The organism is Actinoplanes philippinensis (assembly GCF_900113015.1).
Lineage (GTDB): Bacteria > Actinomycetota > Actinomycetes > Mycobacteriales > Micromonosporaceae > Actinoplanes > Actinoplanes philippinensis.
In genome coordinates this window covers 19213-42600 of the sequence record NZ_FONV01000015.1, presented here as the reverse complement: position 1 = coordinate 42600, position 23388 = coordinate 19213, and the positions used below count along the sequence as shown (strand labels likewise).

The window sequence follows — 23388 nt, the reverse complement described above, 5'->3', positions numbered from 1 at the left end:
AGCGAGCCCACCGAAAGACTTGCAGAACGAAAGGCCCCGTCCGCAGACGGGGCCTTTCACATGGGGTGATCGACGGGATTTGAACCCGCGACACCCGGGACCACAACCCGGTGCTCTACCAACTGAGCTACGACCACCATGCCCACGACGGTCTTCCAACCCCGTGGTGCCGCACAATCATAACGACCGCCCCCCGGGGGTCGTCGAGCGGGTTACCTACAGCTCGGCGGCGACCGCTTTCGCGGCCTCCACGTCCGGCCCGGGCTGGGGAACGAAGATCGTGCGACGGTAATACTCCAGCTCGCGGATGCTCTCCCGGATGTCGGCGAGCGCCCGGTGCGAGAGGCCCTTGGCCGGCTGACCGAAATACACCCGCGGATACCACCGGCGGCACAGCTCCTTGATCGACGAGACGTCGATCATGCGGTAGTGCAGGTGGGCGTCGAGCGCCGGCATGTCGCGGGCCAGGAAGCCGCGGTCGGTCGCGATCGAGTTGCCGCAGAGCGGCGCGGTCCGCGGGTTGGGCACATACTCCTTGATGTACGCCAGGACCGCCTCCTCCGCCTCGGCCATGGTGATCGCCGACCGCCGGACCTCGTCGGTCAGCCCCGACTTGGCGTGCATGTCGCGCACCACCGGCGGCATCGCGTCCAGCGCCTCGTCATCGGCGTGGATGACCAGATCGACGCCCTCGCCCAACACATTCAGCTCCGGATCGGTGACCAGGGCCGCGACCTCGATGAGCTTGTCCTTGCCCAGGTCGAGACCGGTCATCTCACAGTCGATCCACACCAGAAGATCCGCCACGCCGACAGCCTACGCCGGGCGGCACGCCGTTGTTCGGCACGTACGTGACCCCAGCCGCTCTCCGTGCTGTTTGTCCGGTTTGTAGCCCCGACTTCCCAGTTCGCCGAATGCCGGGTAAAGTGTACTTAACGGACGAAGCCCCCCTTCGGTTACTCCGTTCCCCCCGGTAAAGGGCCCTCCGTGTCGGCAGCACGGAGGGCCCTTTCATGCCCACCGGACCTGCGGCGTCTTCCCCGGCGCCACGAAACCGGCCAGCCGCTCCGCCTCCGCCTCCACCGCCGACCGGTCCGCGGCGGCCAGCGGACGAAACGGGGCGATCTCCACCAGCGGGCCCTTCCGTGACCAGGTCGCCGCCACGAAACCGTCCACCAGCACCGTCGGATGCACCACCGACCCGCCCGGCATCACCAGCGGGCGATCACCCGGACGCAGGATCCTCGACCGGTCCGCGTGCCCCAGGACGGCGTTGTCGAACTCGGGCAGGAACACCACCGGGGCCGGGGTGTCGCCGTCCTCGATCGGCGCGTGCGGTAGGTCGTACAACTCCCGGCCGTCCTCGCCCCGGAAGACCCGCAGCCGCGGCCGCAACGTCTCGAACAACGCCGCCATGCGGGTCAGACCCGACCAGACCTGGACATCCTTGGCCGACGCCGGCCCGAACGCCGCCAGATAGCGCAACACCAGCGTCTCCGCGCTCGGCGCGGCGTCCAACGGACGCCCCAGCCAGACCCCGGCCGGGACACATCCGATCCGCCCGCGATGCCCCCACGTCCCGGCAGGCGGCGGGTGCAGGAGCGCAAATCGCAGGTGTACGACCAGAGCGAGCTCCCCGAGGTCCGCCTCCGGGAACCGTGCCGCCAGGCGCCGGGCGATCTCCGGCCGGGTCAGCACACCCTCCGCCATGATCTCCCGGCCGGCCGCGTCGAACGCCTCCGGATCGCAGCCGCCCAGCCGACCGGCCCGGCCCGCCATCCGCTCCAGCGCCGGTTGCATCGTCGGCCGCAGCCAGCGGTAGTCGTCGGCGGTGGCCAGATGCTGGGTGCCGCGGAGCAGAGCGCTGCGCACCACCGTCCGGTCGTGCAGCGCTCCGGTCAAGTCGGACATCGCGAACCCGGGCGAACGCGCCCACAGCCCCAGGTAGGGCGCATCCGGCTCCTGGCCCTGCATCGCCACCAGATGCCCGACGATCTCGGCGGCGGTCCGCGGCGTCCGGCCGGTCAGCAACTGACGTCGTAGGTAGGTCCGGTTCAGGACGCGCGTGGAGAGGACTGTCATGGTGTGACAGTAGGTTCGTTTGCGGCCACTTCCTGACCGCAAAGGCGAGTGGGCCGCCCCGATCCTCCGGGACGACCCACTCGCCTGCTTCCCCGCCTACCCCTTGGGGCCGGCGTCACCCTGCCCGCCGGTCGCCGGAGGATCGGTACGCGGCTCCGATCCGGGACGGCTCCGGCCGCCGACCGTTCGCTTGCGGCGGCGTTCCCCGTCTCCGGCGCCGGCCAGCAGTTCGGCAGCCTCCTCGCGGTAGCTGAGCAGCCGGCTCGGCGGGGGCGACGGCACCGGCTTTCCGTCCCCGTCCGGCGCGGGCGGGGTCTTCTCTCCACCCGTCCGGCCGGCCCGCGCGGCCACCGACTCGGCGGCCTTGATCCAGGCCGCGGGAGCACGCCGTGCCGTCGGCGCAGGCCGGGCCGGGGTCGCCTTGCCACCGGACCGTCCCTGAGCCCGGGCCACCAGATCGTCCCCGCCCTTGCTTCCGGTCACCTTCCGCTGCCGCTTCGCCGCAGTGGCGTTCTTCACCCCCGCCACGGCGTCCTCGCTCACCTCGTTCGGCTTTCCTCCGGTTGCGTCAACCGGCTTCGTGTCGCCCGTCGGTTGCGGGCTGCTCTCGTTCTTCTCCGGGGTTCCGGCGGCAGCTTCCGGGACGGACTCGGATGCTCCGGCAGGGTTCCCGGCCAGGACGCCGGGTGCGGCTGCCGCGGCGCCGCGAGTCGGGACCGGCGACGGCTCTCGCGGGAGGATGCCCGGGCCATCCGCTTCGACGGCGTGTACCGACCGGCGGGCCTCGGCGGACTGCGGCGTCGCTCGCTCGACGACCGGGACGACGGCTTCCTGCCCGGAAGGGACGCTCGCCGACGGCACTGCGGGGATCGTGGCCTCCGCCGCGTGGATCGACGCACGGGCGGATCCGGCTGTCGTGGTCGCGTCGGTGCCGGTCACCGGGGCTTCGCCGTCCACCAGCGGCCCTGACCGATGAGCGGGAGCCGGGACGCCGGGCTTCTTCTCCGGATCCGCATGTCCCGGGGTGGCCTCCTTCGGCTGTCCCGCTTGCGAGTCCGCCGCCTTCGCCCCGGCAGCTTCCTGCGCGGCTCGGGTCTGTGCCGTGGCTCCGGTCCCCTGGCCGGGCGTCGACCGCCCAGGGTCGCCTGCTGCCGGTGCGGGCTTGGGCTGCTTCGGCTCGGTGGCCTCCTGGCCGGGCGTGGACTGCCTCGGCGCTCCCGTCGATGTCGCGGCTGCGGGCTTCTTCGCCGGGGTGGCGGCCTTCTCGACTGCTGCCGGGACGGCCTTCTCGGCCACCACCGGAACAGCCTTCTCGACTACCGCCGGAACAGCCTTCTCGACTGCTGCCGGAACGGCCTTCCCACCTACCGCCAGGACGGCCTTCTCGGCTGCTGCCGGAACGGCCTTCTCGGCTACCGCCGGGACGGCCGGAGCGTCGACGGCCGGCGTTCCCCTCGGCGGCCACTCGGGCGGCGTTCCGGCAGAACGCGCGCTCGTGTCATCGGCCACGGCACCGTTCGAGGACCGCACGGAGTCGTCCGGTGCGGGCTTCTGCGACGGCGCCTGGGCCTTCGTGGGAGCACTCGCCGTGGGGGTGGGCCTCGGGGAGGGACGGGGAGCCGGCCGGGGTACGGGGGCCGGACCGATGCGGCTGGTTCCGGTGGCGATCCAGTCGGTCACCGCAGGACCGGTGTGCACAGCGATGCGCGTGATGGTGGGGTCGCCTTCGACCGACTGCGCACCGCCCTCTTCCTGAGACGTCGCGAGAGCAACGGCCGAGTCTGTCCCGTAACCAGCCGTGTCCGCCTTGCCGTCGACGGTTGAAGCAGCAACGGCTGGAGCGGTCTCGTCACCAACTCCGTCCGCCTTGCCGTCGACGATCGAAGCAGCAACAGCCGAATCGGCGCCCTCACCAACCACGTCAGCCTTACTGCCGCCGATCGAAGCAGCAACAGCCGAATCGGCCCCGTCACCAGCCACGTCAGCCTTGCCGTCGACGATCGAAGCAGCAACAGCCGAGTCGGCGCCCTCACCAGCCACGTCGGCCCTATTGCCGCTGATCGAGGCGGCAACGGCCGGACGGTCCTTGCCTGCAGCGGTCGGCGAAGGAATGGCCGGGACAGCCGCGGGGTCGGTGGCCGCTTGCGACGGGGGCGCCGCCTCGGCCGGGGCCGGGGTGGGGGTGTCCGTCGGGGTCTGGGCGGGGAGGTCGCCGTTGTCGCGGCGGGGAGCCGCTATCGGGATGCGGACGTTCGGGGGTGTGTTGCGGCTGCCGGGCTGGGTGGGGGTGAACTTGCCGGCGTTGCGGCGGGCGGCGGCCTCGGCCAGGCGGGCCGCGGCGCGGGCCTCGGTCTGGCGGGCTCGTTCGGGGGCGGTCGCGGCGACCCAGGCGCCGACCGCGGTGGCCTGGAACTGCGGCACCTCGGCCAGGTCGGCCGGACGCTTGTCGCCGCGGCGGGCCGGGACCTGTCCGGGCTGGAGCGCGGCCGGGGCGGCGGCCTCACCGAGCATGCTCAGCGGCTGGCCGGGGGCGGGGGTGCGCGCACCCGCGGGGGCAACGTCCGCGTGCGCCGTCCCGGACGTGGCGGCGAGCGCCGTCCGGGTGGGGGCCGTATCGGCACCGCGGCCCGCCGACGGGACGGTCGCGGCCGGGGCGGACCGGCGACCCGCCGACGGGACGGCCGGGACGGTGTCGGAGCGGTGGCCCACAACGGCCGGGTCGGTGTCGGAGCGGTGGCCCACGACGGCCGGAGCGGTACCGGGGCGGTGGCCCGCCGACGGGACGGCCGGGGCGACGAGGGTGGCGACGGCCGTTGTGCCGGCCGGGTAGCCGGCGTCGGGGTCGTCGTCGAAGGAGTCGCGGGTGGCCGTACCGCCGGGGGTGGGGTTGAGGGTTGCGGTGGCGAGGGTGACCGGCTCGCCTGCCGGGAGTTCGGGGGTGCGGGCCGCGGGGGCGTTGGGTGGCCAGGCGAACTGTGGGAGCGCCGGCGGGCGGGGGCTGGTGTCGGCGAGGGTTCGGGGGCGGTGGGCGCCGCCGGTGCGGGCGCCGGCGAAGTAGGCGACGCCGCCGGGCAGGGGCAGGGGGGCGCCGATGGCGTGCATGAGTTCGGGGACCTGGCTGGGTTCGACGACGTAGACGACCTCACGGCGGCGGCCCGGCCAGACGAGGACGATCACTCCGGCCATCACCAGGAGGGTGCCGAGGGTGAGCAGGCCCCAGGTGCCGGAGCCGAGCCAGCCGGGGCGGACCTCGGCGACGACGGCGAGGCGGAGGACGGCGGCGCCGTCCGGGTTCATCAGGACCAGGCTGTACGGGCGGTCGGTGAGTTCGGCGGGGGTGAGGCTGATCTGGCCGTGCCCGCTGGCGGTCCAGAACGGCTGCCGGGCGGGTGTTCCGGTGGGTGCGCCGTGCCCGCCGACGCGGGAGGCGGTGACCGGGAGGACTCCGGTGCCGATGTCGATGCCGTCGATCCGGGTGTACGGCACATGGGCCAGATACCGGGCGACCGCGTCGGACGGGGCGAGCCCGAGGAAGGCCCGGCCCTCGACGGTGGCCGCGGAGAGCCGCAGCTGGGTGTCGTCGATGCGGGCGAACGGGGCGTGGTCGCGCAGGAGCCGGTCGATGTCGGGGATGACGACGGCGTGCCCGGGGACGGTGAGCCGTTGGAGCTCGCCACTGAACGCGCCGCCGGGATCGCGATGCTGCATGACCGCCCACAGGCCGCCGCCGCCCAGCAGTGTGGGCAGTCCGATGGTGAGTAACAGCATGCCGAGGATCGTGCGGAACACCCGCATCTTCTCTCCCCCTTCCCGGGCCCTACCTCGCGCACCATACAGACGCAAATAACCCCAAAGTGGTCAAATCGGCACGCGTTCCCCGATAGATGTGAAACGAGGCCCGAACCCCGTGGGGGCCGGGCCTCGCCGAGCGCGTGAAGTCAGGAGATCTTGGCGGTCATGGTCAGGGTCTCCTGATCGATCTCACTGGTCCGGGCGGTGAACTTGAACGTCCACTCCCCCGCCTGCGGCAGCCCGATGTCACCGATCGCATGGAAGTCGGTGATCCGCAGCAGCGGGATCTCGATCGCCTCGATCCCCTTCGACGGCAGCGCGGCCGTCGCCTTCCACTCCACGACCGGCAGCGGCTTGCTGTCGAGCGTGTACGCGTACAGGTGGATCGAATTGTTCCCGACCGTCGCCGGATAGATGCTGACCTGCATCGACATGGACTTCGAGGTGAGCGTCTGCTCGACGGTGGTGCTGGTGGACCCGGTCTCGGCGGCCTCCACGGTCCGCGGCGGCGGCTCCTGCACCAGGAAGGACGTCACCCCGAGGATGACCACGATGATCGCCAGCTCGGCCGCGACGATCCGGCGCAGCGGGCCGGGCGAGTCGTCGTCGGCCCGCTTGCCCACCAGCTTGCGGGAGAAGGCCGCCACACCGATCACCAGCGCCGCGAGACCGATCTTGGCGAGGATCATCCGCCCGTACGTGCTGCTGATCAGCCCGTCGAAGTCGGACACCTCGATCAACGCCTGCACCACCCCGGCGAAGACCAGCACCCCCACCGCGGTCATCGCCCAGCGTGACCAGATCGGGAGGATCGCGCCGAGCTCCCGCCCGGTCGCGCGGGGCAGCAGGAACCCGAAGAGCATCACCAGGCCGCCCACCCAGACGGCCATCGCGCCGAGGTGCAGCGCATCGATCACGACCGACACCCCGGCCACCGGCGAAGCCGTCGGATGGCCGGTCAACGGCCAGGTGGCGAGCGCTGCCACGCCGAGCACGCCGAGCAGCGCCAGATCGAGTCTCGACTCACCGCCACCCGGCCCGTCGAGCAGCGGGCGCAGCAGGAACGCGGCGGCCGTCACCACCCCGAGACGGACCAGCATGACCGCCCCGAACGTGCTGCCGAGCACCTCCCTGACATCACTCACCGTGACGTCGAACAGGCCGGTGCCCAACGTGTACGGCGCCTGCAGCCAGAGGCCGAGCAGGGTGCTGCCGGCGACCAGGCCGATGCCGGTCCAGACCAGCCGGCCGGGCCCGCGCCGGTCCAGCCGGTGCGGCCACAGCAGCGCCAGGACCAGCACCGGGCCGACCAGGAGCACCAGTCCGGCGTACCCCAGATATTTGCCGACCGGGATCAGTGCCTTGACCAGCGGATCCACCGTGACGCTCGCATCGCCGCCGTCCGCCGGAGGCGTCGAGGGCGCGCCCACCGAATAGGTGATCGTGCCCGCCACCGGGTGGCTGTCCGCCGAGGTCACCCGATACGTGATCAGGTACGTCCCGCGGGCGCCGGCCGGGCGCAGCGGGATGGTCACCTCGGCGCCGCTGACCGTCGGGTCGCCCTGATCCGCGCGGGAGCCGTCCGGCGCGAGCACCCGGATCTTGCCGGCGATCAACTGGACCGACTCGCTGAACTTCAGCGTCACCCGGTTGGGCGCATCCGGGACGACGGAGTTGGCCGCCGGATCGCTGCCCACCAGAGCGGCGTGCGCGCTCGCCGGCGCCGCTGCCAGCAGCGACCCGAAGAGTCCGATCAACAGCCCGACCAGCGCTGTCGTCACCCGGCGTCGGTTCATGGTCATGACTGGCATCCCTGCATGGTTCCAGATCGGCACTCGCATAGGGGGAGCGCGTACCATGACGCCTCGTGACGGCAGGCGACGCAGAGACGGACGAGACCACCGCGCTGGCGCTGGCCGCCCGCGACGGCGACCGGGCGGCGCAGGCGGCGTTCGTGCGCGCCACCCAGGCCGAGGTCTGGCGGTTCACCGCCGCGCTGGTCGATCCGGGCGCGGCCGACGACCTCACGCAGGAGACGTTCCTGCGGGCGTTCCGCGCTCTCGACACGTTCGCCGGCCGGTCCAGCGTGCGCACCTGGCTGCTCGGCATCGCCCGCCGTGCCTGCGCCGACCACCTGCGGTCGGTGGTGCGGCGGCGCCGGCTCGACGCCCGGCTCGCGGCGCAGGCCGTCGTCGAGTCGCCGGCGCCCGACCCGGCCCACCGGCTCAGCAGCGCCGACCTGCTCAGCCGCCTCAGTGAGGACCGGCGGACCGCGTTCCTGCTGACCCAGGTGCTCGGCCTGTCGTATGCGGAGGCGGCCGAGGTCGAGTCGGTCCCGGTCGGCACCATCCGCTCCCGGGTGGCCCGGGCCCGCGACGAGCTGATGGACGCCGTGACACAGGCCAGGGCGAGTTAGGACTTCCGCCCCTAGTCCTGTGAAGATGCTGCGAATCACCATGGCCGGGAACCTCAGCGGAACGGACTCCGACTACCCCAAGGTGACCATGGAAACCTCACGGCAGACCCGCATGACGGTCGCGTGGCCTTGGATCGGCACAGCGGCACGGCTCGGCCTCGCCGCGGTCTGGCTGATCGCCGGCGCTCTCAAGGTCGGCGATCTGGCCGCCTCGGCCCGGGCCGTCAACGCGTACCAGGTGATGTCCTACGACACCGCCAAGGTGGTCGGGGCGGTCCAGCCGTTCCTCGAGATCGCGCTCGGCCTGCTCCTGCTGATCGGCCTGTCGACGCGGCTCACCGCCGTCATCTCGGCGCTGCTGCTGGCGGTCTTCGTCGCCGGCATCGCCTCGGCGTGGGCGCGCGGCCTGCGGATCGACTGCGGGTGCTTCAGCAGCGGCGGCGAGCTGGGCCGCGGCGAGAGCACCGCGTACGGCGTGGACATCGCGCGTGATCTGGCGTTCCTGGCGCTCTCCGGGCTCCTGGTGTGGCGGCCCCGTACCCGGTTCTCACTCGACGGCGTCCTCTTGGGGGAGAAATGAGCAAGGGCAAGGACCGCGCGGCCAAGGCGCGGCAGATCGTCGCCGATCAGCGAGCGGCCGAGCGGCGCCGTACCGTGACCCTCTGGACGTCGGTCGCGGTGGTGCTGGTGCTCTTCGTCGCCGGGATCGTCGGCTACACCGTGATGAGCGGCAAGGACGAGGGCAAGCTGGTCACGCCGAGCGTCGCCGTCGACGAGGGCACCGCCTTCGCCGTCGGCAGCGGGCCGGTCGTCGTCGACGTCTACGAGGACTTCATGTGCCCGGCCTGCGGCAACTTCGAGACCACCAGCGGACCCACGCTGAAGAATCTCGCCGGCGCCGGCAAGGTCACCGTCCGGTTCCACCCGGTGGCGATCCTCGACCGGTTCTCCAACGGCACCGAGTACTCCACCCGCGCCGCCGCAGCGTCCGCCGCCGCCGCCCAGGAGGGGAAGTTCACCGAGTTCCACGACGTGCTCTACGCCAACCGGCCGGAGGAGAACAGCGACGGCCTGAGCAACGCCAAGATCATCGAGTTGGCCGCGTCGGTCGGCCTGACCAGCGACACCTTCGTCACCGCGGTGAACGAGGGGACCTACCAGCCGTGGGCCACCAAGGTGACCGAGACGTTCTCCGACCGGCACTACACCGGCACCCCGACGGTCGTCGTCGCCGGGCAGAAACTCGACAACCCGACCACCGAGGCGCTCACCGCGGCCGTCACCAAGGCAGCCGGGTGAGACGGCTCCTCCCCACGATCCTGGCGGTGGCCGGCGCGATCCTCGTGCCGGCCACACCCGCGTCGGCCCACGCCGGCGACGCCACCTCGGTCAGCGACTACCGGGTCGCCGTCACCGGGCTCAGCAGCCCCCTCGACGGCTTGACCGTGCGGGTCGTCGAGGGCGGCGCGCGACTCGAACTCAGCAACGACAGCGACCGCACCGTCGAGATCCTCGGCTACTCCGGCGAGCCCTACCTCGAGGTGCGGCCGGACGGCACCTATGAAAACGTCAACTCGCCGGCCACATATCTCAACCAGACCCTCGGCGGCGAGACACCCGTCCCCGCCACCGCTGCCCCGACCGCCGCGCCCACCTGGCGGCGAGTCTCCGGCGACACCACCGTCCGCTGGCACGACCAGCGCGCCCGCTGGACCGAACCGGCGCCCCCGCCCGCGGTCACCACCGACCCCGGCTCGGCCCACCGCGTGCGCGACTGGGCCATCCCCCTGCGCGACCAGGCACGCACCTTCGAGATCCAGGGCACGATCGACTACGAGCCACCCCCGGCGGCCTGGGCCTGGTGGCTCGGCTCGGCCCTGCTGGGCCTCACCGTCACCCTTCTCGCCCGGCGGTGGCCCAGGTCCGCGGGCCCGCTCGCGTTCCTCGGTGGTTCGATCACCTTGGGGTACGCCCTGACGACCACCCTGGACGGAGCCGGCTGGGCGCCCGTGCCGATCCTCGCCGGACTGCTCGCCTGCGCGGCCCTCCGGTGGCAGCCGCCGTTCTACCTGACCCTGTCCGGATTCATCCTGGCCGCCTTCGCCGGTTTCGGCAGCGCCGACGTCTTCTTCGCCGCCGTCGTCCCGTCCGCCGGGCCCGCCTGGTTCCCCCGGGTCGCCGTGGCCTGCGCGATCGGCGCCGGTGCGGGGCTGGCCCTCACCGGCGTCCTGCGCCTGCGCGCCGCCGTCCCGGAGCCGGTCGCCTAGCTCTCCGGCCTCCCGCGCCGCCGTCGCCCGCCTCACCCCGCGTCGCGCGTCTGCGCGCTGCCGTCGCCGGGCTCTTCCCGCGCCGAGCGTCTGCGCGCCACTGTCGCCGGGCTCTCCCCGCGCGGCGCGTCTGCGCGCCGCCGTCGCCGGACTCTCCCCGCACCGCGCGTCTGCACGCCGCCGCCGCCGGGCTCTCCCCGCACCGCGCGTCTGCACGCCGCCGTCGCCGGGCCGGGGCGCCCGGCTCGCCCCGTGTCCCGCGCCTGCGTGCCGCCGTCGCCGAGCCGGCCGCCCTGGTTTCGTCCTTCGGTCAGACGCCCGCGATGTCGTCGACGTTGACGTTGACGGCCAGGACGTTGAGGCCGTAACCCTGCAGTGCCGCGGTCACCGCCTGCTGGACCGCGGCGGTCACCTCGGCCACCACCCGCCCGGCCTCCAGGACCAGCACCACGGTGACCGTCACATCGCTGCCGGTCACCTTCGCGGTGACGCCGCGGCTGCCGTCGCCGACCTGGTCCAGCCCGACCTTGTCGAGGACGCTGTTGAAGAAGCGGGCCACATCGCCGCCCAGCTCCGCCACCCCCGGCACGGCCTTCGCCGCCGCGACCGTGATCTTCTCGACGACCTCGCTGGAAACCGTGGTGGTGCCCGCCGGGGTCGTGCCGTCCGTAGCCTCGCTCATCGCGCTGATCTCCACTCTCGACGCCTGTGCCGCGCAGCGTACTTCCGCCCGGCGCGCCGGTGCCATCCCGGTCGGCGTGAAATTCTCGCGAAGGCTGTCACTCGATGTGCAGAACACCCTGCGGAACGCCGTTGTTTCCGTTCCCGAACCGCATTCGGATGTGCCGAAAGCCGACTTCCGAATGGCCGTCGAAACGGAATCCACGGGGCTCGATTATTGGCATGAACCATTACGGACACGAGGCGTGAACAATTGCTAACGTTCAGTCACGGCATTACCTGAGGAGGAACGATGCTCGACCATTACGGAGACGAACTCACCCTCCGGCTCTCCGACATCACCCGGACCGGGCTCCTCGACGACGACGCGGCCCTCACCCGGTTCATGCGTGACCTGGTCGACCGTATCGGGATGACGGTCATCGCCGGCCCGCTCGTCGCCACCGAGAACGGACCGCCCGAAAAGGCCGGGAAATCCGCCGTGGTCATCCTCGCCGAATCACACGCGGCCATCCACACCTACCCGCACCTACGCGAGATCTTCGTTGACATCTTCTCCTGCAAACCGTTCCGCGAAGCCGATGTCCTCGACGAATTCCACCGCCTCGTCGGCGACTACCGGATCAGCGAACGCACCCTCACCCGCCGAGGCGAGGAATGGCCCCGCGATCTCGCCGCCGCCCGCGAACTGTGGAGCACACAACGAATCCCCGGATGACCGGCACTATCGTCGGTTCCATGACAGACAACGCGCGCCTCGGCGCCGGCGACGCCGCACCCGACTTCACCCTCCCCACCGACACCGGCGACAGCCTCTCGCTCAAGGACCTGCGCGGGCGCAAAGTCGTGCTGTACGCGTACCCCGCCGCCCTGACACCCGGCTGCACCAAACAGGCCTGCGACTTCCGCGACAACCTCGCCTCCCTGCAGGCCGCCGGATACGAGGTCGTCGGCATCTCCCCCGACAAGCCCGCCAAGCTCGCCAAGTTCCGCGAGCACGACGCCATCACGTTCCCGCTCGTCAGCGACGAGGACAAGAGCACCCTGACCGCCTACGGCGCCTTCGGCGAGAAGCAGCTGTACGGCAAGACCGTCACCGGCGTCATCCGCTCCACCTTCGTCATCGACGAGAACGGCGTGATCGAGCGCGCCCTCTACAACGTCAAGGCCACCGGCCACGTCGCCAAACTGCGTCGTGACCTGGGCCTGGACTGAAAAGTCAGCGGAAAAGCCCCAACTCCGGGCGACCCCGGCCGATGGTGAGAACGACCCGCCCCCGGCAAGCGGAACCCGGACTCACGGCGGCCGTCATGCGGTACCAACCCGCAAGGCGGCCGCCGTGCACGATTTCCCTGGTTTATACGCCGCCCGCCCTACCAGGCCTCACGGCCGGACAAGCCCGCTCCACATCACATTCTCAGCCTCGACCATGCGCATACCAACTTGCTCATTGCCTATCGGCTCCAGTACAGTAGCTACATGCCTAGAGTGAAGTACACCGCCGAAGTCCTGACCGCCGCAGCCGAGCAATCCGCCAGCGTCGCCGGCGTGCTGCGGGTGCTGGGCATCCGACCCTCCGGCGGCGCACATGCCCACATCAGCCGGAAGTTAAAGCGCTTCGGCATCGACACCTCGCACTTCACCGGCAAAGCGCATAACCGCGGTGACCGAGGAGTCTGGAACATGCCTCCACACCAACGCCTTGTGCTCCTCCCGGAGGGGTCTCGCCGCATCCCGGGAAAGCGGCTACGGATCGCACTGCTCCGCATCGGATTACCGGAGCACTGCGAGAAATGTGGATGCGGCACCCATTGGAACGGCCGACCCCTGACACTTCACGTGGATCACATCAATGGTGACTTCCTAGACAACCGCCCACGCAACCTCCGCTTCCTCTGCCCGAACTGTCACAGCCAGACGGCGACCTACGCGAACACCAAACGGCTGCCGGATCAGGGCGACGACGACGTCGTCTTCGACGATGAGGCGGTCACCCCTACCGGGGTTCTCCTGGGCAGACGCCTCCCGCCTCGACAAGAACACCGATCGGATGTGTACATTTATGCCTTCGAGGGGCCGTAGCCCAATTGGCAGCAGGCACACGGTTTAGGTCCGTGACAGTGCGGGTTCGAGTCCCGCCGGCCCTACGAGAACGACGGGTCGTCCACCCGGCCGAGTGGCCTGGTCGACGACCCGTCGGCGTAGCTGGTGGTCAGCAGGAGGACGGGGCCTGTTCGGCGGCGGCCAGGTCGACCAAGGGCTGGTTGGCGGCCGGGGGCTCGGCGCTCGGGGCCGTGGTGGACTCCGGGAGCGCGGCGGCCGGGGTCGCCGACGTGGACGGGGCCGCTGACTTCGTGGTCTTGGCGGGGGCGGAGGTGGTGGTCTTCGCCTTGGGGGCGGTGGCCTTCTCGACCGTGGCGACCGTGGTGGAGCCGCCGGTGATGCGGGTGCTGGTCTTCTGGACGGTTCCGGGGGACATCTTCACGCCGGTTACGGTGGCCGTGTTGCCGTACACATCGGTGATCTTGATTTTGAAGGGTCCGGGACCTGCCCCGGCGTCGATGAGCCAGTAGTTGTAGTCGGTGCGGTGGGCGCTCTTGAAGCTGCCGCCGCCGCTGGCGACCTTGACCGACGCGAGCAGGTTGGCGTGGTTGTCGATGCGGGCCGCGAACCAGTACTGGGAGGCGCCCTCCTTGATCCGCACGCTGATGCCGGCGGGGGTGGCCGGGTTCGTGACCAGCTTGTACTTGATCGGGATGATGCCGTCGATCTCGTTGCCGATCTTCTTGAACGCGGTGCGGCTCAGGTCGAGGTGGCCGGCGGGGCATTCGGGGCAGGAGTCGAAGACCTTGACGCGGACCTTGCCCTTGGGGCCGGTGACGTCGAGGTAGGCGCCGCAGGAGGCGGCCTCGGAGTACTCGGAGGGGCCGAGCGCGACGTAGAGGTCGTCGGCGGGGACCTCGAGGGAGCAGTTGCCGGAGGTGCCGGCGAGGTCGTAGAAGGTGGCCTTGCCGGTTTTCTGGGTGGTGCTCGGTGGGGCGGCGCAGGCCGATCCGCCGTTCGTCAGGAGCATGGCGACGCCGAGGACGGCGGCGAGGACGGCGGCGCCGCCGGCGGCGAGCCATCGGGCGCTGAGCGGGGATCGATGAGCACTCACGACCTGGCATCCTGGTCGCCCGACCGGGGTGGGGGCAAATCTTCTAAGACTCTCCTAAGACGCCGTCACTCTGCACGGTGACCTGGTCACCGACGTGGAGGTGGCCGGTCTGGCCGGCGGTGAGGTCGGGGATGAGGTTGACGGCGAAGAGGAGGCCGTTGCTGAAGCGGCGGTGGCGGCCGAGGACGTGCAGTGGCTGGCGGCCGGTTTCGCCGGTCTCCTGGTCGATGGTGGTGACGCGGCAGCGGTCGCAGGGTTTGGCGACGCGGAAGGTGACGTCGCCGAGGTGCAGGCGGTGGCCGATCCAGTCGTCCTCGGCCCAGGCGGGGGCGCCGTCGATGACGATGTTGGGGCGGAAGCGGTGGATGGGGACGGGGTCGTCGCCGCTTTCGGTGAGCCAGTCGTTGACGGCGTCGAGGGAGGCGGTGTTGGCGAGCAGGACGGGGTAGCCGTCGGCGAGGTTGACGCGGTCGCCGGGCCGGGCGAAGTCGGGGATGGTGCGGGTGGTGGGGTCGGCCTGCCAGACGAGGCTCGCGTCGCGGCCGAGGAAGGCGGTGACCCAGGCGGTGTCGGCGATGCGGGCGGGGATGTGGGGTTTGTTGCGGAAGATGCGGACCTGGGTCTTCGGGCCGTCGGCGGGTTCGGCGAGGTCGAGGCCGGGCATGCCGGGGGCGCTGAGGTGGAGGCCGCCGGGGCGGGGGCGGGCGGTCAGCTGGGTGAGGGTGGCGCTTTCGCGCTGGGTGATGCCGACGCCGTCGGCGTCGACGATCATCCAGCGGCGGTCGGTGGCGAGGCCCCACGGTTCGACGGCGGCTTCGTCGTGGTCAAGGCGGTGGCAACCCTTGACGGGGTACGTGTGGAGCGAGCTGATCCGCATGCCGGCAAGCCTGTCACAGTGCCGTCGGGGGTGGGGGTGCCCGAGCGCCCGGTCGGGTGTTGATCGGCCGTGGAGTCTGGTTTTCTGAAAGTAATTATGCATAAGCTGCTGGGGTGAATGACGGAGCGGTCAAGACGGCCGGGCGGGTGCTGGATCTCTTCCAGGGCGCGCGCCTCACCCCCACCCAGCGGCGCATCGCGCACAGCCTGGTCGAGCACGCGGCGAAGGCGGCGTATCTGTCCGCTGCCGAGGTGGCCGAGCTGGCCGGGGTGAGTCAGCCGTCGGTGACCCGGTTCGCGATGGCGCTGGGCTATTCGGGTTATCCGGCGCTGCGCCGGGAGCTGCGGGCGCTGACCGCGGACGCGCCGGCCGAGCCGGCGGCGCGCAACGCGATGCAGCGTGCGGTGCATGCGGAGACCGAGCACTTGCGGCGGCTCGCGGAGCAACTGCACGACCCCGAGGAGGTACGGAGGGCTGCCGCCCTGCTGATCGGGAGCCGTCCCCTGCCGGTCCTGGGCCTGCGGGCCGCGGCGCCGCTGGCGGCGTACTTCGGGTATTTCGCGGCCAAGGTGTTCCCGGGGGTGCGGGTGCTCGACGGCGGGGGGACGAGCCTGCTGGACCGGCTCGATCAGGCCCGCGCGGACGGAGCCGGTGCGATGCTGGCGATCGTGCTGCCCCGCTATCCGCGTGAGTCGGTGGAGGCCGTCCGTGAGGCCCGGGCGGCGGGGCTGTCGGTGGTCGCGATCACCGATTCGGCGGTGAGCCCGGTGGCCGAGCACGCCGATGTGGTGCTGCCGGCCGCGGTGGGCACGCAGCTGGTGTTCGACCTGCACACCGGCCCGATGGCGATGGCCATGGTGCTGTTGCAGGCGATGTGCGACGCGGCCCCGGAGCCGGTGCAGCGCCGGCTCGAGGAGTTCGAGGCCACTGCCGCCCGCCGGCACATTTTTCTCGCGTAGAGCGTTGTGGGAGGAGACGAGGATGTCGGAGATCCGGGCGCCGCGCGGTACGGCGTACACCGCTCAGGGTTGGCCGCAGGAGGCCGCCAAGCGGATGTTGATGAACAACCTGGACCCGGAGGTGGCCGAAAGGCCGCAGGATCTGGTGGTTTACGGCGGGACCGGCAAGGCGGCGCGGGACTGGCCGTCGTTCCACGCGATCGTGCGTGAGCTGGATGCGCTGAAGGGCGACGAGACGCTGCTCGTGCAGTCGGGCAAGCCGGTCGGGGTGCTGCGGACGCACGAGTGGGCGCCGCGGGTGCTGATCGCGAACTCGAACCTGGTCGGCGACTGGGCGACGTGGCCGGAGTTCCGCCGGCTGGAGCAACTGGGCCTGACCATGTACGGGCAGATGACCGCCGGTTCGTGGATCTACATCGGCACGCAGGGGATCCTGCAGGGCACGTATGAGACGTTCGCCGCGGTGGCCGCCAAGAAGTACGGCGGCGACCTGGCCGGGACGCTGACGCTGACCGGCGGCTGTGGTGGCATGGGTGGCGCGCAGCCGCTCGCGGTGACCATGAACGGTGGCGTCTGCCTGATCGTGGACGTGGACCGGACCCGCCTGCAGCGCCGTGTCGACACCCGCTATCTGGACGTGATCGCCGGCTCGCTGGACGAGGCCGTGTCGGTGGCGCTGGCGGCCAAGGCGGAGCGCAAGGCGCTGTCGGTGGGTGTGGCGGGCAACGCCGCGGAGGTGTTCCCGGCCCTGCTGGCGCGGGGTGTCGAGATCGACATCGTGACCGACCAGACCAGCGCGCACGACCCCCTCAGCTACCTGCCGGTCGGTGTCGAGCTGGCCGACATGGCCGAGTACGCGCGGGTGAAGCCGGAGGAGTTCACCGACCGGTCGCGGGTGAGCATGGCGAAGCAGGTCGAGGCGATGGTCGGGTTCCAGGACGCCGGGGCCGAGGTGTTCGACTACGGCAACTCGATCCGTGGTGAGGCGAAACTGGCGGGGTACGAGCGGGCGTTCGACTTCCCCGGGTTCGTGCCGGCGTACATCCGGCCGTTGTTCGCCGAGGGCAAGGGGCCGTTCCGGTGGGCGGCGCTCTCCGGGGATCCGGCGGACATCGCGGCCACCGACCGGGCGGTGCTGGAGCTGTTCCCGGAGAACGACCCGCTGGCCCGGTGGATCCGGATGGCCGGGGAGCGGGTCGCGTTCCAGGGGCTGCCGTCGCGGATCTGCTGGCTGGGGTACGGCGAGCGGGACCGGGCCGGGGTGCGGTTCAACGACATGGTGGCGCGTGGTGAGGTGAGCGCGCCGATCGTGATCGGGCGGGATCATCTGGACGCCGGGTCGGTGGCGTCGCCGTATCGGGAGACCGAGGCGATGCTCGACGGCTCCGACGCGATCGCCGACTGGCCGCTGCTGAACGCGCTGGTCAACACGGCGTCCGGGGCGAGCTGGGTGTCGATTCACCACGGTGGCGGGGTGGGCATCGGGCGCAGCATCCACGCCGGTCAGGTGTGTGTGGCCGACGGGTCCGCGCTGGCCGGGCAGAAGATCGAGCGGGTGCTGACCAACGACCCGGCGATGGGTGTGCTGCGGCACGTCGACGCCGGCTACGAGTCGCACTCGGCCGGTGGCGTGCGGATCCCGATGGCCCGATGAGCGATTTCGGGAAGCTGTGGGCGGAGATCTCGCCGATCGGGCGGGCCGGCAGCGGCGGTTATCTGCGGTTCGCGTTGACCGAGCCGGAGCTGACGCTGCGGGACTGGTTCCGGGGGCAGGCCGCGCAGCGGGACATGACGGTCACCGACGACGGGAACGGGAACCTGTTCGCGTGGCGGGGTGAGCCGTGGGCGCCGGGGACCGTGCTGACCGGGTCGCATTTCGACTCGGTGCCGCACGGGGGCGGTTACGACGGTCCGCTGGGGATCGTGAGCGCGTTCCTGGCCGTGGACCGCATTCCGGCGGATCGCAACGTCGGGATCGCGGCGTTCGTCGAGGAGGAGGGGGCGCGTTTCGGCGTACCCTGCCTGGGGTCTCGGCTTTTGACCGGGGTGATGGATCCGTCTCGGGCCGCCGCCCTGACCGACCGGGACGGCATCTCGTTCGCGGAGGCGCTCGGCGCCGAGCCCACCGGCGCGGACGCCCGGGTCGGCCGGCTCGCGGCGGTCGTCGAGCTGCACATCGAACAGGGTGTGGCGCTGTCCGAGCCGGTGGGGGTGGCCAGCGCGATCTGGCCGCACGGCCGGTGGCGGATGGACTTCGCGGGCGTCGGTGACCACGCCGGCACCACCCGGATGACCGACCGGCACGACCCGATGCTGACCTTCGCCCACACGGTGCTGGCGGCGAACGAGGAGGCCCGGCTCTCCGGGGCGCACGCCACCGTGGGCCGGGTCCAGGTCGAGCCGAACGCCACCAACGCCATCCCGTCGCTGGTCCGCGGCTGGCTGGACGCCCGCGCCGCGGACACCGGCACCCTCGGCCGGGTCGTCGACGCGGTGGTGAAGTCGGCGACCGAGCGGGCCGGGCGGGACGGCACCACACTGTCGGTGACGCCCGAGTCGGTGACCGCGGAGGTGGCCTTCGACACGGCGCTGGCGGCCCGTCTGAGCGCGCTGCTCGACGACGCGCCGATCCTGCCGACCGGCGCCGGGCACGACGCCGGGGTGCTCTCCGCGCACGTGCCGACGGCGATGCTGTTCGTCCGCAACCCGACCGGTGTCTCGCACTCCCCGGCCGAGCACGCGTCCGACGCCGATTGCGAGGCCGGTGTCGAAGCCCTGGCCCGGGTGCTGGAGGACCTCACATGAGGTCGGTCTTCCACGCCCGGCACGCCTGGATCGGCGACGGCGTGGCCGAGGACGTGCGGATCGAGATCGAGAACGGCCGGTTCACCACGGTCACGCCGGGTGCGCCGGTCGACGGTGAGCCGCTGCCCGGTCTGGTGCTGCCCGGCCTCGCGAACGCGCACTCGCACGCCTTCCACCGGGCGCTGCGCGGCCGTACCCACAGCGGCCGGGGCAGTTTCTGGACGTGGCGGGAGCAGATGTACGCGGTCGCGGCGACCCTCGACCCGGACGGCTATCTGGCGCTGGCGCGGGCCGTCTACGCCGAGATGGCGCTGGCCGGGATCACCTGCGTCGGCGAGTTCCACTACCTGCACCACGCTCCCGGCGGGGTGCGGTACGCCGACCCGAACGCGATGGGCGCGGCGCTGATCGCGGCCGCCGACGAGGCCGGCATCCGGATCACCCTGCTCGACACGCTCTACCTGACCGCCGGCGTGGACGGCGCGCCCCTGCAGGGCGTGCAGGAACGGTTCGGCGACGGCGACGCCGCCGCCTGGGCCGATCGGGTCGGCGCGCTGAGCCCGTCACCGCACGCGGTCCTCGGGGCGGCGATCCATTCGGTACGCGCGGTGCCCGCCGACCAGCTTGCCGAACTCGCCGGGCGGGCCCCGCTGCACGTGCACCTCTCCGAGCAGCGGGCCGAGAACGATCAGTGCCGGGCGGTGCACGGCTGCACCCCGGCGGAGCTGCTCGACCGGCACGGGGTCCTCGGGCCCGGCACCACCGCGATCCACGCCACCCACCTCACCGACGGTGACGTCAAGCTGCTCGGCGACAGCGGCACCGGCGTCTGCTTCTGTCCCACCACCGAACGCGATCTGGCCGACGGCATCGGACCGGCCCGCCGGCTCGCCGACGCGTACGTGCCGCTCAGCCTCGGCAGCGACAGCAATGCGGTGATCGACCCGTTCGAGGAGATCCGCGGGCTGGAGATGAACGAACGGCTGGCCAGCGAGAGCCGCGGCCATTTCCCGGCCGCGTCGCTGGTCGCCGCGGCGACGGCGCACCGGGCCCTCGGCTGGGACGACGCCGGCGCCATCGCTCCCGGCCTGCGCGCCGACCTGGTGGCGGTTTCTCTTTCCACGGTACGGACCACCGGCGCCCACCCGTCGCAGGCGGTCCTCGCCGCCACCGCCGCCGACGTCACGCACGTCATCTCCGGCGGCCGGCGGATCGTCGCCGACGGTGTGCACACGCTCGTCGACGTCCCCCGAGAACTGGCGAAGGTGCTCCGATGAGTCTGCTCGTCACCAACATCGGTGAGCTGGTCACCAACAGCGACCGCCGGCTCGGGCTGGCCCGCGACATGGCGGTGGTGACCGAGAACGATCGGATCGCCTGGGTCGGGCCCGCGCACCGTGCCCCGGCCGCCGACGACATCCTCGACGTGGACGGCGCGGCGGTGCTGCCCGGTTTCGTCGACAGCCACACCCACCTCGTCTTCGCCGGGGACCGGGCGGCCGAGTTCGCGGCGCGGATGGCCGGCGAGCCCTACACCGGCGGCGGGATCCGCACCACGGTCGGGGCGACCCGGGCGGCGCCGGACTCCGTGCTGCGCGACAACACCACCCGGCTGGTCACCGAGATGCGGCGGCAGGGCACCACCACGATCGAGATCAAGAGTGGGTACGGACTGAACGTCGACGACGAGGTCCGGTCCCTGCGGATCGCGGCCGAACTGACCAGCGAGACCACCTTCCTCGGGGCACACGTGGTGCCCGCCGAACACGCCGGCGACCCGTGGAAGTACGTCGGCCAGGTCGTCGGGCCGATGCTGGCGGCCGCCCGGCCGTACGCCAAATGGATCGACGTGTTCTGTGAACGCGGCGCCTTCGACGAGGACCAGGCCCGCACCGTTCTCGCCGCCGGACAGGCCGCCGGACTCGGGCTGCGCGTCCACGGCAACCAGCTCGGTCCCGGGCCGGGCGTACGGCTCGCCGTCGAGATGGGCGCCGCCAGCGTCGACCACTGCACACACCTCGACGACGCCGACGTGGACGCGCTCGCCTCCACCGCGATCGACTGCATGTGCGCCGACGGCGGACACTCCACCACGGTCGCCACCCTGCTGCCCGGCGCCGAATTCTCCACCCGCTCCCCCTACCCGGACGCGCGGCGGCTGCTCGACGCGGGAGTCACCGTCGCTCTCGCCACCGACTGCAATCCCGGGTCGTCGTACACCTCCTCGATGCCCTTCTGCATCGCCCTCGCCGTCCGCGAGATGCGGATGACCCCGGCCGAGGCGGTATGGGCGGCAACCGCCGGCGGCGCACACGCGCTGCGCCGCGACGACGTCGGCCGGATCACGGTCGGCGCCCGCGCCGACCTGATCGTCCTCGACGCGCCCTCCCACCTGCACCTGGCCTACCGGCCGGGTGTTCCCCTGATCCGTTCCGTCCTGCACAACGGAGTGCCGCAATGATCGTCACCGTCCATTCCACCGGCGTCTCCCCGGCCGACGTCATCGCCGTCGCCCGCTCCGGCGCCGGTTCCGCTTTCACCACCGCGGGCGGTTCCGCCTTCACCACCGCGGGCGGTTCCGCCTTCACAACCGCGGGCGGTTCCGCCTTCACCACCGCAGCCGACGGCCCCGGTTCCGCCCTCACCTCCGCAGCCGACGGCCCCGGTTCCACCCTCACCTCCGCAGCCAGCAGCCCCGGCGCTACCTCTACCTCCGCAGCCAGCAGCTCCGGCGCGGCGGGCGGCTCCCGCCCAACGGACGCCTCCCGCCCCACAGGCACCTCCGGCGCAGCGGGCGGCTCCGGCCCGGCGGGCGGCTCCGGCCCGGCGGGCGGCTCCGGCCCGGCGGGCGGGCCGGTTCGGGTCGAGATCTCGGCTGAAGCCGTTGCGGCCATGGCCACCAGCCGGGCCATCGTCGACGGGATCGAAGCCTCCGGGCGGCCCGTCTACGGCGTTTCCACCGGATTCGGCGCCCTCGCCGGCACCTCCATCGAACCGGCCCGCCGCGCCGAACTGCAGCACGCCCTGATCCGTTCGCACGCCGCCGGCATCGGCGCGCCCATGCCCCGCGAGGTGGTACGGGCGATGATGCTGCTGAGGGTGCGTTCGCTGGCACTCGGCCGTTCCGGGGTCCGCCCGGCCCTCGCCCAGGGCCTGGTCGACCTGCTCAACCACGACATCACGCCGTGGGTGCCGGAACACGGATCGCTCGGCGCCTCCGGCGACCTGGCCCCGCTCGCGCACTGTGCCCTCGTGCTGCTCGGCGAGGGTTGGGTGCTGGCCAAGGACGGCTCGCGGATCGCCGGTGCGGAGGCTCTGCGCAGCGCCGGGCTGAACCCGCTCGACCTGGCCGCCAAGGAGGGGCTGGCGCTGATCAACGGCACCGACGGCATGCTGGGCATGCTGCTGCTGGCGATCTCCGACGCCCGTCACCTGTTCACCATGGCCGACGTGACAGCGGCCCTGGCCATCGAGGCGATGCTCGGATCGGACCGGCCGTTCCTGCCCGAGCTGCACGAGATCCGCCCGCACCCCGGACAGGCCGCCTCGGCCGCGAACATCCACCGGCTGCTGCAGGGCTCGGCGATCATGGACTCGCACCGGGACGACCTGGCACACGCGGTGCAGGACGCATACTCGATGCGGTGTGCCCCGCAGGTGGCCGGCGCGGCCCGCGACACGCTCGACTTCGCCGCGCTGCTGAGCTCCCGGGAACTGGTGTCGGTGGTCGACAACCCGGTCGTGCTGCCGGACGGGCGGGTCGAGTCGACCGGCAACTTCCACGGCGCGCCGCTCGGGTTCGCCGCCGATTTCCTGGCCATCGCCGCGGCCGAGGTCGGCGCCATCGCGGAACGCCGGGTCGACCGCCTGCTCGACGTCACCCGCTCCCGGGAGCTGCCACCGTTCCTCTCCCCCGATGCGGGCGTCAACTCCGGTCTGATGATCGCCCAGTACACCGCGGCCGGGATCGTCGCCGAGAACCGCCGGCTCGCCTCCCCGGCGTCGGTGGACTCGCTGCCGACCAGCGGCATGCAGGAGGACCACGTGTCGATGGGGTGGGCCGCCGCCAAGAAGCTGCGGACCGTCCTGGACAACCTGACCAGCCTGCTCGCCGTGGAGCTGCTCTCCGCTGTCCGTGGCCTGCAGCTGCGTGCCCCGCTGAGCCCGTCGGCCGCCGGGCGGGCCGCGCTGGCCGCTGTAGCGCCGTTCGCCGGCGAACCGGGGCCGGACCTCTTCCTGGCCCCGATCCTCGAACAGGCCCGCGCCGTCGTCGCCGGTCCGGACCTGCGCGCCGCGATCGAGGCTGAGGTCGGCCCGCTCAGCTGACCATCCCGCCGGCCGCCGATCGTGGC

Annotated in this window: 20 protein-coding genes and 2 tRNA genes; 14 read left to right on the top strand and 8 right to left on the bottom strand. The window is 71.9% G+C overall.

What is annotated here, in order from left to right; genetic code table 11:
- Positions 1-61: 61 nt before the first annotated feature.
- The 5 genes from BM290_RS35270 to BM290_RS35250 all read right to left on the bottom strand — a co-directional run bounded on the left by BM290_RS35270 (position 62) and on the right by BM290_RS35250 (position 7676).
- A tRNA-His gene (locus tag BM290_RS35270) sits at positions 62-137 on the bottom strand.
- A gap of 79 nt (positions 138-216) precedes the next feature.
- On the bottom strand, positions 217-807 hold the full coding sequence (gene orn / locus BM290_RS35265; RefSeq protein ID WP_093620289.1) for an oligoribonuclease: 591 nt from the start codon (positions 805-807) through the stop codon (positions 217-219).
- Between the two features lie 204 nt (positions 808-1011).
- On the bottom strand, positions 1012-2082 hold the full coding sequence (locus BM290_RS35260) for a winged helix DNA-binding domain-containing protein (protein ID WP_093620288.1): 1071 nt from the start codon (positions 2080-2082) through the stop codon (positions 1012-1014).
- A gap of 96 nt (positions 2083-2178) precedes the next feature.
- Positions 2179-5877, bottom strand: a complete 3699-nt coding sequence (locus BM290_RS35255; protein ID WP_093620287.1) for a hypothetical protein — start codon at positions 5875-5877, stop codon at positions 2179-2181.
- A 143-nt stretch (positions 5878-6020) separates the two neighbouring features.
- The gene (locus BM290_RS35250) at positions 6021-7676 is read right to left on the bottom strand and encodes a copper resistance CopC/CopD family protein (RefSeq protein WP_177320023.1); all 1656 of its coding nucleotides are present in this window, start codon (positions 7674-7676) and stop codon (positions 6021-6023) included.
- Between the two features lie 65 nt (positions 7677-7741).
- Here BM290_RS35250 and BM290_RS35245 point away from each other — a divergent pair, with 65 nt between their 5' ends.
- From BM290_RS35245 to BM290_RS48735, 4 genes are all read left to right on the top strand, one after another.
- Entirely contained in the window at positions 7742-8290 is a 549-nt protein-coding gene (locus tag BM290_RS35245) for a sigma-70 family RNA polymerase sigma factor (RefSeq protein ID WP_093620285.1), read from the top strand.
- A gap of 88 nt (positions 8291-8378) precedes the next feature.
- A complete protein-coding gene (locus BM290_RS35240) occupies positions 8379-8870 on the top strand; it encodes a MauE/DoxX family redox-associated membrane protein (protein WP_239143965.1) in 492 nt (163 codons plus the stop codon).
- Complete coding sequence (locus BM290_RS35235; protein WP_093620284.1) at positions 8867-9589, top strand: DsbA family protein; 723 nt, start codon at positions 8867-8869, stop codon at positions 9587-9589. The genes BM290_RS35240 and BM290_RS35235 overlap by 4 nt, the downstream gene beginning before the upstream one ends.
- Positions 9586-10557 (top strand): hypothetical protein, encoded by a 972-nt coding sequence (locus BM290_RS48735; RefSeq protein ID WP_093620283.1) that lies wholly within the window; start codon positions 9586-9588, stop codon positions 10555-10557. Before BM290_RS35235 ends, BM290_RS48735 begins: the two co-directional genes overlap by 4 nt.
- Before the next feature lie 310 nt (positions 10558-10867).
- On the opposite strand, the gene BM290_RS35225 is transcribed toward BM290_RS48735, so the two are convergent.
- Positions 10868-11239, bottom strand: coding sequence for an Asp23/Gls24 family envelope stress response protein (locus tag BM290_RS35225; RefSeq protein ID WP_093620432.1), 372 nt, complete (start codon positions 11237-11239; stop codon positions 10868-10870).
- 291 nt (positions 11240-11530) lie between these two features.
- Here BM290_RS35225 and speD point away from each other — a divergent pair, with 291 nt between their 5' ends.
- The 4 genes from speD (at position 11531) to BM290_RS35205 (ending at position 13385) form a co-directional block, all read left to right on the top strand.
- On the top strand, positions 11531-11956 hold the full coding sequence (gene speD / locus BM290_RS35220) for an S-adenosylmethionine decarboxylase (RefSeq protein ID WP_093620282.1): 426 nt from the start codon (positions 11531-11533) through the stop codon (positions 11954-11956).
- A gap of 20 nt (positions 11957-11976) precedes the next feature.
- Entirely contained in the window at positions 11977-12453 is a 477-nt protein-coding gene (bcp, locus tag BM290_RS35215; protein ID WP_093620281.1) for a thioredoxin-dependent thiol peroxidase, read from the top strand.
- 264 nt (positions 12454-12717) lie between these two features.
- Positions 12718-13320, top strand: a complete 603-nt coding sequence (locus BM290_RS35210; RefSeq protein WP_203779639.1) for an HNH endonuclease signature motif containing protein — start codon at positions 12718-12720, stop codon at positions 13318-13320.
- A tRNA-Leu gene (locus BM290_RS35205) sits at positions 13311-13385 on the top strand. Before BM290_RS35210 ends, BM290_RS35205 begins: the two co-directional genes overlap by 10 nt.
- Positions 13386-13450: 65 nt before the next feature.
- Here the strand turns inward: BM290_RS35205 and BM290_RS35200 are convergent.
- Complete coding sequence (locus BM290_RS35200; protein ID WP_093620280.1) at positions 13451-14395, bottom strand: expansin EXLX1 family cellulose-binding protein; 945 nt, start codon at positions 14393-14395, stop codon at positions 13451-13453.
- A 43-nt stretch (positions 14396-14438) separates the two neighbouring features.
- Positions 14439-15272 (bottom strand): MOSC domain-containing protein, encoded by an 834-nt coding sequence (locus BM290_RS35195; protein WP_093620279.1) that lies wholly within the window; start codon positions 15270-15272, stop codon positions 14439-14441.
- Positions 15273-15385: 113 nt separating this feature from the next.
- On the opposite strand from BM290_RS35195, the gene BM290_RS35190 reads away from it, so the two are divergent.
- From BM290_RS35190 to hutH, 6 genes are read left to right on the top strand one after another with little or no spacing between them, the layout of a single operon-like run.
- Complete coding sequence (locus BM290_RS35190; protein WP_093620278.1) at positions 15386-16231, top strand: MurR/RpiR family transcriptional regulator; 846 nt, start codon at positions 15386-15388, stop codon at positions 16229-16231.
- Positions 16232-16253: 22 nt separating this feature from the next.
- A complete protein-coding gene (gene hutU, locus BM290_RS35185; protein WP_093620277.1) occupies positions 16254-17885 on the top strand; it encodes a urocanate hydratase in 1632 nt (543 codons plus the stop codon).
- Entirely contained in the window at positions 17882-19036 is a 1155-nt protein-coding gene (locus BM290_RS35180) for an allantoate amidohydrolase (RefSeq protein ID WP_093620276.1), read from the top strand. Before hutU ends, BM290_RS35180 begins: the two co-directional genes overlap by 4 nt.
- Positions 19033-20313: a formimidoylglutamate deiminase gene (locus BM290_RS35175; RefSeq protein ID WP_093620275.1), complete on the top strand. Its 1281-nt coding sequence runs from the start codon at positions 19033-19035 to the stop codon at positions 20311-20313. The genes BM290_RS35180 and BM290_RS35175 overlap by 4 nt, the downstream gene beginning before the upstream one ends.
- Complete coding sequence (gene hutI / locus BM290_RS35170; protein WP_093620274.1) at positions 20310-21497, top strand: imidazolonepropionase; 1188 nt, start codon at positions 20310-20312, stop codon at positions 21495-21497. Before BM290_RS35175 ends, hutI begins: the two co-directional genes overlap by 4 nt.
- Positions 21494-23362, top strand: a complete 1869-nt coding sequence (gene hutH / locus BM290_RS35165) for a histidine ammonia-lyase (RefSeq protein WP_373871130.1) — start codon at positions 21494-21496, stop codon at positions 23360-23362. Before hutI ends, hutH begins: the two co-directional genes overlap by 4 nt.
- Positions 23363-23388: the final 26 nt, after the last annotated feature.